Consider the following 11,686-nt stretch of genomic DNA (forward strand, 5'->3'; position numbering starts at 1 on the left):
GAAGCGATAGGCTGACCACACCAAACCAATGGGGGCAGACATGGACTACAACACCACGATATTCGACAACATCGCGGAGGTCGCAGGATCCACCACTTCCGTGGTGATTTCGCTCGCGATCTACGTCATCGGCGCGATTGCGATGTGGCGGATCTTCACGAAGGCCGGGTACGCCGGCATCCTCGCGATCATCCCCATCGTCAATGTGATCTTCTTGGTGAAGGTCGCGGGGTACTCCGGCTGGATGTCGCTGTGGTACCTCGTGCCCATCGCGAACTTCATCTTCGGTATTTTCCTCGCGTTCCGCCTCGGCGAGCGTTTTGGGAAGTCCGGTGTGTTCTCGTTCTTCCTGTTGTGGCTGTTCTCGTTGATCGGCCTGCTCATTCTTGGCTTTGGAAGCGCGACCTACTCCCGCCGCATCAAGTAGGCGCCGCTCCGAGCGCGACGAACGCCCGCTGGCCCCTCGGGGCTCGGCGGGCGTTCGTGTATGTGCGGGGCGGGCTGAACGGCTCTGCGGCTGGGGCGGGCTACCTCCCGCCTGAGAAGCCGCCGCCCCCGCCACCGCCTGAGAAGCCGCCGCCGCCCGAACCGCTGGAGCTGCTCGAGGAGTAGCTCGCGGACGACCCGACGTACTGCGAGAACTTCGAGATCGACTGATCGAAGCTCTGGCTGCCGAGTGCAAACCCCGGGTACCAGAGCGGAGCCGTGTGCTGGGTCTCGTAGGCGAGCTGCAGTACCTTGCCCCACTCCTTCTCGAGGCCAAAGAGCATTGCATAGGGCAGGAGGCGCTCGTAGATGTGTACCACCTGAGCGCCCTCGACGCCCTGACGATCTGCGCCCGAGTACGACTGCAGCATCTGCAGCCGGTCGGCCTCGGCGACCCTGATGAACTCGCGAACGCCCAAGAGGTACTCTCGTGCTTCGGCGCCCGCTGGAGTGTGCGTCGGCCACTTGATCGAGGACGCGATGGCGACAATCGCGGAGAGAATCAGCGCGAAGACGCTGATCGCGAAGGCGCCGCTCGCATTCATGTGGCCCGTGAACAGGCCGAACGCGGACAGCGCGACGCCGATGAGGGCGATGCCGACGCCGATGAGCCCGAGCCTCGCCGCACCGGGGGCCCGTTGGCCCGCCAAGAGGCCCCGCTGCTTCGCGTCCTTCTGGGCGAACGCGCTGAGGGCGGACATGCGTGAGGAGAAATCGGTGTCGGACTTGGGCAGCGGCAGGGCGGTGCCGACGGGGCTGCCGGCGCCGAAGATCTCGACGAGCGCCCGCGCATCGAGGGGGTCGGCGGCCCTCGACGCGTCCAGCAGTCGGAAGACCGGTTGCTTCGGCTGCTCGCCGTCCTCGACCCGAATCGCCCCGCGTACGGCCAGGTGAATGAACTCGGCGGGAATCGCCGCCTTGGTGCCCTCGAGAATCGCCGGCACCAGTATGGGCGGCAGTGAGTCCGGCACGTCGTACTGGGCGATGATGACGCCCGTCGCGGTGCGTGCCCGCTTGCGGTGCCGGGCGGTGAGGATCCCGGCTGCCGCCGCGAGACCGACCCCGCCTGCCCCGATGCCGATCGGCAGGACGTCCGTCGCGAAGTTCTTCTCACGACTCGTCGGCTGCACGACGGTGCCGGGCGCAAGCGCGATCGCGACCGTCACGCCCGAGTTCGCGGGGAGCGCCAGCGGCTGGAGGATGAACTCCGCGCCGCCGTCGGCCGTCGGCTGTGGCCCCTGGAGAGAGCATGAGGCGGTAGAATTGGCTTCACCGCTGTAGCACGAGGCTGGCCCGCTCAGGGCATTTGCCAGGCGAGGTGAAAAGGCGACCGTCGCACTGAACTCGCGGATCGGCTGTTCGCGCGACAGGGGGAGGAGATCCCAGTAAAACTCGTCGATCGGTGCGTCACCGGGCACGTGAATCACGTTCTGCAGTGTGTAGGTAATGACGTAGGTCTGGAGCCCGTGCACGTACGAGTCATCGCCCGTGAGGACCACCCGAAAATCGTCGTCTGCGTCGAGCGTGAACGGGACTGGCTCGCCGCGCTCGTTCACGACGTTGAAATTGCTGGGGGAGAGCCGGGCGTTGTCGTAGATCTGGGGCACGCCGCGCACCATGCCGCGGTTCTGATCGAACTCGGGGAAATCGGCGACGATGGTCTCGGTGACCTGCGCGACCGCGCGACCCTCGGCGTCGAGGTCGAGGGAGACCCGTTGATCCCAGCTTGCGTACTCGAAGTCCTCGACGTCGGCATGCGCCGCTGCCGGGAAGGCGAGCAGCACCACTGAGGCGAGCGTGAGCGCGGAGAAGAGTCGACCGAACATGGCCCCAGCGTACTGGGGAACGGTCAGCCGCCGATCGCGGTGCTAGAGTGGAAATGTGCTGCACGCTCTGCTTCTCCTTAGCTGCCGCGACGAGGCCTAGTTCTCAGGCCTTCCTCGTCGCGGTGTTTTGCGTGGCCGACCGCTCTGAGTCCAGACGGACTTCGACCCCACGGAGAAGATCATGAAGAACACCCAGCAGCCCTCGCAGATGCCGGTCCACCGGTACCGCCCGTACCACGAGATCATCGCGGTCGATCTGCCCGATCGCACCTGGCCGTCCAAGCGCATCACTCAGGCGCCGCGTTGGTGCGCGGTCGACCTGCGCGACGGCAACCAGGCCCTCATCGACCCGATGAGCCCCGAGCGCAAGCGGATCATGTTTGATCTGCTCGTGCAGATGGGCTACAAGGAGATCGAGGTCGGGTTCCCCTCGGCGAGTCAGACCGACTTCGATTTCGTGCGCCACCTGATCGAGGACAATGCGATCCCCGACGACGTCACCATCCAGGTGCTCACACAGGCGCGCGAGCACCTGATCACTCGCACTTACGAATCGCTGATCGGCGCGAAGCGCGCGATCGTGCACCTGTACAACTCGACCAGCATCCTCCAGCGCGACGTGGTGTTCCGTCAGGATCGCGAGGGCATCAAGCAGCTCGCGGTGGAGGGCGCGAAGTTCTGTGTCGCGAGTGAGTCCATCGCCGCGGGCACCGAGATCTACTACGAGTACTCGCCCGAGTCGTACACCGGCACCGAGCTCGAGTACGCCGCCGAGGTCTGCAACGCCGTGCTCGAAGTCTTCACGCCCACGCCCGAGCGCAAGGTCATCATTAACCTGCCCGCGACGGTCGAGATGGCGACGCCGAACATCTACGCGGACTCGATCGAGTGGATGGGGCGCCACCTCAACCACCGCGAGAACGTCATCATCTCGCTGCACCCGCACAACGACCGGGGCACGGGCGTTGCCGCGGCAGAGCTCGGGTATCTGGCAGGGGCCGATCGAATTGAGGGGTGCCTGTTCGGAAACGGTGAGCGCACCGGCAACGTCGACCTGGTCGCGCTTGGGATCAACATGTTCACGCAGGGCATCGACCCGCAGATCGACTTCTCTCGCCTGGACGAGGTGCGCCGCACCGCCGAGTACTGCACGCAGTTGCGCGTGCCCGAGCGCAGCCCGTGGGCAGGCGATCTCGTCTACACCGCCTTCTCTGGGTCGCACCAGGACGCGATCAAGAAGGGCTTCGAGCGCATGGCGGCGGATGCCGAGGCCGCCGGCGTCTCGGTCAACGACCTCGAATGGGCCGTGCCGTACCTGCCGGTCGACCCGCGAGACCTGGGTCGCTCGTACGAGGCCGTGATTCGCGTGAACTCGCAGTCGGGCAAGGGCGGAGTTGCCTACCTGCTGCTCACCGACCACGCGCTGGATCTGCCGCGACGCCTGCAGATCGAGTTCAGTGCGGTCGTGCAGGAGCACACCGACACCGAGGGCGGAGAAGTGTCGAGCGACGCGATCTGGACGATCTTCCAGGACGAGTACCTCCCCGTCGGCGGGACGCACACCGAGGCCGAGCGCTGGGGCCAGTACGAGATCACGCGCACGACGAGCACGAGCGCGAGTGATGGCGTCACGGAGCTCTCCGTCGACCTCCGGGTCGCCGACGAGGCCGTCTCCATCACGACCACGGGCAACGGCCCGGTCGATGCCTTCCTCAAGGCGCTGGGGGAGCGCGGCCACGAGATCACCCTGTTCGACTACGTCGAACACGCGATGGGATCGGGCGGCGATGCCCTGGCTGCCGCGTATGTCGACCTCGAGGTCGACGGCACCCGACTGTGGGGCGTCGGCATCGATCCGGACACGAGTCGTGCCGCCCTCAAGGCCATCGTGAGCTCGGTGAACCGAGCGGTGCGCGAGACCGCCGACGATCGTGCCCTGGAGGCCGTCGCGAGCTAAGCACTCGTACATGTGTTCGAGCGCCCCCGGCGTGGGAGATTCTCCCGCCGGGGGCGCACCCGTAGGGTGGCGAGTGTGATTGCTTCAGTGCGCGGTGTAGTGCTCGCTTCCGGATCCGGCTGGGTCGTCGTTGAGATGGGCGGCATGGGCGTGCGCGCCGAGGTGACGGCCGACCTTGCGCTTTCTGCGCGAGCCGGGCACGAGTTGTTCCTCCTCACGTCCCTCGTCGTGCGCGAAGACTCGCTCACGCTCTTCGGGTTTGCCAGCCAGGCCGAGCTGGAGCTGTTTGGTCATCTCATCGCCGTTTCAGGGGTGGGGCCCCGCTCCGCGCTCGGCGTGCTCTCGACGCTGTCGCCGGCCGTGGTCGCGCGCGCGGTCGAGGCTGAGGACGAAAAGCCGTTCAAGAAGGTCAGCGGCATTGGGCCCAAGACGGCGAAACTCATCGTGGTCTCGCTGCAGGGCAAGGTCGAACACCTGGGGGTCGACGACCCGGCGATGGCCCCCGCCGCTCCGAGTGAGGACGCGCAGGTCGTGCTGGGTCTCGTGGGCCTCGGCTGGCCCGAGACCGACGCGGAGGAGGCGGTTGCCGGTGCCCGCGACAGTGGCGCGCCCGAAGACCCGGCTGGTCTGATGCGCGCGGCGCTCGCCCTGCTTCAGGCGCCGAAAGCCGGATCCCGTAGTCGCGGAATGATTCGATGACCGGGCACTCCGCGGAGATTTCCCCGCAGCCAGTGTCGCCCGCCGAACTCAGCTTCGAGGGCGCCCTGCGCCCGGCCACGCTGAACGAGTTCGTGGGCCAGACCAGGGTACGTGAGCAGCTGCGCTTGCTGCTCGAGGCCGCCCAGATGCAGCAGCGCACCCCGGACCACATCCTGCTTGCAGGCCCCCCAGGCCTAGGCAAGACGACGCTCTCCATGATCGTCGCGACCGAGGTCGGGCAGCCCCTGCACCAGACCTCGGGACCTGCCATCCAGCACGCCGGCGACCTCGCAGCGGTGCTCTCCGCGCTCACCCCCGGCGAGGTGCTCTTCATCGACGAGATTCATCGCATGGCACGCAGTGCCGAGGAGATGCTGTACCTCGCGATGGAGGACTTCAAGATTGACATCATGGTGGGCAAGGGGGCAGGCGCGACCTCGATTCCGTTGGAGATCGCACCGTTCACGCTGGTCGGTGCCACGACGCGCGCGGGCCTGCTTCCGAACCCGCTGCGAGACCGGTTCGGTTTCACCGCGCACCTCGAGTTTTACGCCAAGGACGAACTGTTTCGGGTTGCCGAGCGGGCGGCCGGGCTGCTGGACTTTCCGGTCGAGGCGTCGGGCATCAGCGAGATCGCCGGTCGCTCGCGGGGCACGCCCCGCATCGCGAACCGGCTGCTCCGACGCGTGCGCGATTTCAGCCTCGTGCACGGTCGGCCCGGCGATGCCGCGACCGTGCGCGACGCCCTCAAACTCTACGATGTCGACGAATACGGTCTCGATCGGCTTGATCGCGAGGTGCTCCGCGCGGTCGTCGAACGCTTCCGTGGGGGACCGGTCGGGCTCTCCACGCTCGCGGTCTCGGTCGGCGAGGAAGCGGAGACGATCGAATCGGTCGTCGAACCGTTCCTCGTGCGCTCGGGACTGCTCACACGCACCCCTCGCGGGCGCATGGCGACCCCCTTGGCGTGGGCGCACTGCGGTCTTCCCATCCCGGATGCCCTATAGTCGTCTGTGGTCCCCGTGCGCAGTCGCTCTGGGGAGACGTTCACGTGCTCGAAAGGCCCACTGTGCAGAATCTCTTTGCTGATCCGTTCTCCCTCATCATGCTCGCGCTTATCGCCGTGCTGATCATTTTCATGGTCCGGAACGGAAAGAAGCGCCAGCAGGCCGCTCAGGAAATGCAGTCCGGACTCATCCCCGGTGCCGAGGTGATGCTCCAGTCGGGCATCTACGGCACGGTCGAAGAGATCAACGAGGAAGACAACCGCGTCACGCTCCGCAGCGGCACCTCAACGCTCGTCGTGCACCGCAATGCCGTCTCGACCATTGTGACCCCGTCCGACGCGGACGTCGCGGTTGCAGAGACCGTCCACCCCGACGACGACCCCGCGTTCGGCGAGCACGTTGACGCCGCCAAGGCAGACGAGCCCGCGGCACCCGAGTTCCGTAGCCCGTTCGACGGCTCCACCGAGCAGACCGGCGAGAACACGACCGCGGCCGGCGAGGACGACGAGAAGAACGGCGACGCCGCGCCCAAGGCGTAGGCAGTCCCTCCCGACATCTCGACAGAGAAAGCAGACACTTCGTGGCGACCACTCCCGCGGTGAGGAAGGCGCGTCGTTCACTGACGTGGCTCCTCGTCCTGATCCTTGGCCTTGTCGGCCTCATCGGCTACGGCTTCATGCAGGGAGAGGCGACGCTGCACCCGAAGCTCGCGCTTGACCTTGAAGGCGGCACGCAGATCCTGCTTGCCCCCAAGCAGACGGACGGCAACCAGGTGTCGGGCGAGCAGCTCGACCAGGCGGTATCGATCATTCGTCAGCGTGTGAACGCCTCCGGCGTTTCCGAGGCCGAGGTCACCACGCAGGGCAACCAGAACATCTCGGTGTCGATCCCGGGCAAGGCCGACGAGGCCACGCTCGCCCGCATTCAGGCGTCCTCGAAGCTCGAGTTCCGTCCGGTGCTCACCTACACCGGATCCGCAACGTCTGCGCAGGTCGACGGCGGCGATGGCAGCACGGCTGAAGAGCCCGTCGACGGCGAAGCCGCCCCGACCCCGGAGGCCACGAGCGAGTCGGATCCGTCGATTGATCCGTCGCCGCTGCCGAAGGGCGCCGGCGATGTCGCGTGGCTGACCGAGGGGCTGCAGCAGAAGTTCATGGACTTCACCTGTGACTCTGAGGCCGCGCAGTCGGCAGGCGACGCCCCCGCGGATCGCCCGTTGATCACGTGTGACCCGTCGGGACAGATCAAGTATGTGCTCGGCCCGGTCGAGCTCGGCGGCGAAGTCATCACTGACGCTGTCGCTCAGCCCGAGACCACCAGCACCGGCGCTACGACCGGCGGCTGGGTGGTGCAGATCACCATGAACAAGGCCGGCACCAAGGCGTTCGGCGAGGTCAGTACCCGGCTCTACGGCGCGCAGGCGCCGATGAACCAGTTCGCGTTTGTGCTCGATGGCAAGGTGCTCTCGGCGCCGACCATGCAGGCACAGATCCTCGACGGACGACCGTCCATCTCGGGTGGGTTCACGCAGGACAGCGCGAAGGCGCTCGCCGATCAGCTGAAGTTCGGCGCCCTTCCGGTCAGTTTCGTCGTGCAGAGCCAGGAAGACATTTCGGCGACGCTCGGCACGAACCAGCTGCAGGCGGGCCTGCTCGCGGGTCTCATCGGCTTGCTGCTCGTCGTCGTGTACTCGCTCATCCAGTACCGCGTGCTCGGACTCCTCACGGTCGCCTCGCTCGTGGTCGCCGCGGTGCTCACCTACCTCCTGCTCACCCTCATGTCGTGGCGCGAGGGCTACCGCCTCTCGCTCGCCGGCGTCGCGGGTGTCATTGTCGCAATCGGTATCACCGCTGACTCCTTCATCGTCTACTTCGAGCGCATTCGAGACGAGCTGCGGGACGGGCGCGGGCTTGAGTCCGCGGTCGAGGCCGGTTGGAAGCGCGCGATCCGGACGGTGCTCGCCTCGGATGGCATCAACTTCCTCGCGGCGGCGATCCTGTTCCTCCTCGCGATCGGCAACGTCCGCGGCTTCGCGTTTACGCTGGGCTTGACGACCATTGTCGACGTCCTCGTCGTAGTGCTGTTCACGCACCCGCTCATGACGCTGCTCTCGCGCACCCGCTTCTACAAGAACGGTCACCGGTTCTCTGGCCTGGATCCGCGCCAGCTCGGCGCGGTCTACCGGGGTCGCGCGCAGTTCCGGGAGCCCGTGGTCGCCGCGAGCGGCCCCGGCAAGAAGGTCGCTGCGAGCCAGAAAGAGGCGCAGCGTCGTCAGACCATCGCAGAACGCAAGGCCGCCGAGGCTGCCGGACTCACCGATGCCGCTGTCGCGGCAGGGAAGGACTCCTGATGGGTCTCTCACTTGCACGCTTCGGCAACGACCTCTACACCGGCGAGCGCTCGTTCAACATTGTTGGACGCCGTAAGACCTGGTACATCGTCGCCGCCATCCTGATTCTCGTCTCGATCCTGGGCCCGCTGCTGCGCGGCGGGTTCACGTTCGGCATCGAGTTCTCGGGCGGCAGCCAGTTCCAGGTTCACACGACCTCGAGCCAGGATCGCGACCTCGGCACCGCCGAGGCCGCAGTCGCCTCGGTGCTCCCCGACAGCGCCCCGCGCATCTCGCTCGTAGGCCAGACCGACATTCGGGTACAGACCGAGCAGCTGGACGAGGAGAAAAGCCGTGAGCTGAAGGCTGCCCTCGCGAAGGCGTACGGTGTCGACGAGTCGACGATCACCTCGTCCTACATTGGTGCCGCCTGGGGGCAAGACATCACCCGTCAGGCCATCATCGCGCTCATCGTGTTCATCGTGTTCGCGGCGGTCGTCATGGCGATTTATTTCCGCACCTGGAAGATGTCGCTCGCGGCCATGATCGCGCTGTTCCACGACCTGATCATCACCGCGGGCGTGTACGGCATCACCGGCTTCGAGATCACCCCGGCGGCCATGATCGGCTTCCTCACGATCCTTGGGTACTCGCTGTACGACACGGTGGTGGTGTTCGACAAGATCCGCGAGAACACCGCGATTGGCGAGCTCAACGATCAGCGGACCTTCGGCGAGGCGGTGAACCTCGCGGTGAACCAGACTCTCGTGCGCTCGATCAACACCTCGGTGGTGGCGCTCTTGCCGGTCGCCTCGATTCTGTTCATCGGCGCGTTTGTGCTCGGAGCGGGAACGCTGCGGGACATCTCGCTCGCCCTGTTCATCGGCATCCTGGTCGGCGCGTACTCGACGATCTTCATCGCGGCCCCGCTGTACGCCCACTTGCGCGAACACGAGCCCGCGATTGTCAAGCACGACAAGAAGGTACTGCGCATCCGTGAGCGCGGCGCGCACGCGGCTGACGCCGACGTCGAAGCGGCGGCCCCGGAAGCGGCCAAGGCGTAGATTCCATCACCACGCCCCGGGACCCGGGGCGTGGTGTAGCGTTCCAACAGAGGAGGTGATCACGTGACTGAGGGAAACCCTGGCACAACGAGCACCTCCTTGCGGCGTCTCGTGCCCCGCATCTTCTCGCGGGGGAACGCCCCCGGTGCCGTGGAGCAGCTCGTGCGCACGGTTCGCGCGAACCACCCGCGCTCCGACGCCTCGGTTATCGAGCGCGCGTACACGGTCGCGGAACGCGCGCACCGCGGGCAAAAGCGGCGAAGTGGCGAGCCGTACATCACGCACCCGATCGCCGTCGCGCAGATCCTGGCGGATCTCGGGGTCGCTCCCGTTGCGGTCGCTGCGGCGCTCCTTCACGACACCGTGGAGGACACCGAGTACTCGCTCGAGCAGCTCACCACCGAGTTCGGCGAAGAGATCGCGATGCTCGTCGACGGCGTCACCAAGCTTGACAAGGTGAAGTACGGCGACAGCGCGCAGGCCGAGACCGTGCGCAAGATGATCGTCGCGATGTCGAAGGACATCCGTGTGCTCGTGATCAAGCTGGCCGACCGTCTGCACAACGCGCGGACCTGGGGCTTTGTCTCGTCGGAATCGGCGAAGCGCAAGGCGCAGGAGACACTCGAGATCTACGCGCCGCTCGCGCACCGCCTCGGCATCCAGTCGATCAAGAACGAGCTCGAGGACCTCTCGTTTGCGGTCCTCAAGCCGAAGCTGTATGCCGAAATCGACAACCTCGTCGGCCAGCGCAACCCGGAGCGCGAGGAGCTTGTCGGCCGCGTGATCGGCGCTCTCGAGTCGGACCTGCGCGAGTCGCGCATCCGCGGCGAGGTCACTGGCCGCCCGAAGCAGCTGTATTCGATCTACCAGAAGATGATCGTCCGGGGGCGCGACTTCGACGACATCTACGACCTCGTCGGCATCCGGGTGCTCGTGCACACGATCCGTGATTGTTACGCGGTGCTCGGCGCCGTGCACGCCCGGTGGACCCCGATTCCCGGACGCTTCAAGGACTACATCGCGACCCCGAAGTTCAACCTGTACCAGTCCCTGCACACGACGGTCATCGGCCCCGACGGTCGCGCTGTCGAGATTCAGATCCGCACGTTCGAGATGCACCAGCGCGCGGAGTATGGCGTCGCGGCACACTGGAAGTACAAGCAAGGGGCGAACGCGAGCGGTGCGCAGCCCTCGGCTGACATGGCCTGGCTTGCACATATCTCCGACTGGCAAGCCGAGACGGAAGACCCGAGCGAGTTCCTCGACGCCCTGCGCTTCGAGATCGGCGCGAAGGAGGTCTACGTCTTTACGCCCAAGGGGCGCGTGGTGGGCCTGCCGGCCGGCGGCACGACGGTTGACTTCGCTTATGCGGTGCACACCGAGGTGGGACACCGCACGATGGGCGCCCGCGTCAACGGCCGGCTCGTGCCGCTCGAGACCGAGCTGCAAAACGGCGACGTCGTCGAGGTGTTCACCTCCAAGAATCCCGATGCAGGCCCCAGCCAGGACTGGCTGAACTTTGTCAAGAGCAAGCGCGCCCAGAACAAGATCCGGCAGTGGTTCACCAAGGAGCGCCGCGACGAGGCGGTCGAGCAGGGCAAGGAAGCGATCTCCCGGGCGATGCGCAAGCAGAACCTTCCGCTCCAGAAGCTCATGAGCGCCGAGGCCTTCCCCCAGGTGGCGCTGCAGTTGCGCTACGCCGATGTGTCGGCGCTGTATGCCGCGGTCGGCGAGGGACATGTCTCGACGCAGTCGGTGATCGAGAAGGTCCTTGCAAACCTCACCGAGCAGGACAACTCATCGGAAGAGGCCTTCATTCCGGCGGAGCCGTCACCCGCGCGCCGCCGCGCGAAGCCGGATGCGAACAGCGGCGTCGTCGTGAAGGGTGCTTCGGACATCCTGGTCAAGCTAGCAAAGTGCTGCACGCCGGTTCCCGGGGACCCGATCATGGGGTTCATCACCAAGGGCCAGGGCGTCTCGGTACATCAGGTCGACTGCGTGAACTTCCTCGCCTTGAAGAGCCAGGCCGATCGCTTGGTCGAGGTGGAGTGGGCGCCGACGACGAAGAGCATCTTCCTGGTGCAGATTCAGGTGGAGGCGCTTGATCGCGCCGGCCTGCTCTCGGATGTGACCCGCGTGCTTTCAGAGCACCACGTGAATATTCTCTCCGCATCGGTGCAGACGTCCACCACGCGACTCGCGATCAGTCGGTTTGCGTTCGAGATGGCCGACACGTCGCACCTTGACCGGGTGCTCAACGCGGTGCGCCGCATCGACGCCGTCTACGACGTCTATCGCGTGAGCGGGGCCTAACGGTC

Annotated in this window: 9 protein-coding genes; 8 read left to right on the top strand and 1 reads right to left on the bottom strand. The window is 66.2% G+C overall.

Annotation, left to right across the window (positions count from 1 at the left end; translation table 11 throughout):
- Positions 1-40: 40 nt before the first annotated feature.
- A complete protein-coding gene (locus KOE53_RS00515) occupies positions 41-427 on the top strand; it encodes a DUF5684 domain-containing protein (RefSeq protein ID WP_188057034.1) in 387 nt (128 codons plus the stop codon).
- A 100-nt stretch (positions 428-527) separates the two neighbouring features.
- Here KOE53_RS00515 and KOE53_RS00520 read toward each other — a convergent pair whose 3' ends face one another.
- The gene (locus KOE53_RS00520) at positions 528-2,312 is read right to left on the bottom strand and encodes a DUF2207 domain-containing protein (protein ID WP_188044935.1); all 1,785 of its coding nucleotides are present in this window, start codon (positions 2,310-2,312) and stop codon (positions 528-530) included.
- Between the two features lie 181 nt (positions 2,313-2,493).
- On the opposite strand from KOE53_RS00520, the gene leuA reads away from it, so the two are divergent.
- The 7 genes from leuA (at position 2,494) to KOE53_RS00555 (ending at position 11,681) form a co-directional block, all read left to right on the top strand.
- Positions 2,494-4,269 carry a 2-isopropylmalate synthase gene (gene leuA / locus KOE53_RS00525; RefSeq protein ID WP_188044934.1) on the top strand — a complete coding sequence of 592 codons (1,776 nt, stop codon included), beginning with the start codon at positions 2,494-2,496 and terminating at the stop codon, positions 4,267-4,269.
- Between the two features lie 75 nt (positions 4,270-4,344).
- Entirely contained in the window at positions 4,345-4,968 is a 624-nt protein-coding gene (gene ruvA, locus KOE53_RS00530; protein WP_188057035.1) for a Holliday junction branch migration protein RuvA, read from the top strand.
- Complete coding sequence (ruvB, locus tag KOE53_RS00535) at positions 4,965-5,975, top strand: Holliday junction branch migration DNA helicase RuvB (protein WP_188044932.1); 1,011 nt, start codon at positions 4,965-4,967, stop codon at positions 5,973-5,975. The genes ruvA and ruvB overlap by 4 nt, the downstream gene beginning before the upstream one ends.
- Before the next feature lie 62 nt (positions 5,976-6,037).
- Entirely contained in the window at positions 6,038-6,514 is a 477-nt protein-coding gene (gene yajC, locus KOE53_RS00540; protein ID WP_241095580.1) for a preprotein translocase subunit YajC, read from the top strand.
- A gap of 41 nt (positions 6,515-6,555) precedes the next feature.
- Positions 6,556-8,325, top strand: a complete 1,770-nt coding sequence (gene secD, locus KOE53_RS00545) for a protein translocase subunit SecD (protein WP_188057036.1) — start codon at positions 6,556-6,558, stop codon at positions 8,323-8,325.
- A complete protein-coding gene (gene secF, locus KOE53_RS00550) occupies positions 8,325-9,368 on the top strand; it encodes a protein translocase subunit SecF (RefSeq protein WP_188044930.1) in 1,044 nt (347 codons plus the stop codon). The genes secD and secF overlap by 1 nt, the downstream gene beginning before the upstream one ends.
- A gap of 63 nt (positions 9,369-9,431) precedes the next feature.
- Positions 9,432-11,681 (top strand): RelA/SpoT family protein, encoded by a 2,250-nt coding sequence (locus tag KOE53_RS00555; protein ID WP_305798135.1) that lies wholly within the window; start codon positions 9,432-9,434, stop codon positions 11,679-11,681.
- Positions 11,682-11,686: the final 5 nt, after the last annotated feature.

Source organism: Leucobacter sp. CX87, assembly GCF_018682295.1.
Taxonomy (GTDB): Bacteria; Actinomycetota; Actinomycetes; order Actinomycetales; family Microbacteriaceae; genus Cx-87.

Bases quoted from the DNA above. Each gene is read 5' to 3' on its own strand.
- KOE53_RS00515 (WP_188057034.1), top strand. From the start codon at position 41: ATGGACTACAACACCACGATATTCGACAACATCGCGGAGGTCGCAGGA.
- KOE53_RS00520 (WP_188044935.1), bottom strand. From the start codon at position 2,312: ATGTTCGGTCGACTCTTCTCCGCGCTCACGCTCGCCTCAGTGGTGCTG.
- leuA (WP_188044934.1), top strand. From the start codon at position 2,494: ATGAAGAACACCCAGCAGCCCTCGCAGATGCCGGTCCACCGGTACCGC.
- ruvB (WP_188044932.1), top strand. From the start codon at position 4,965: ATGACCGGGCACTCCGCGGAGATTTCCCCGCAGCCAGTGTCGCCCGCC.
- secF (WP_188044930.1), top strand. From the start codon at position 8,325: ATGGGTCTCTCACTTGCACGCTTCGGCAACGACCTCTACACCGGCGAG.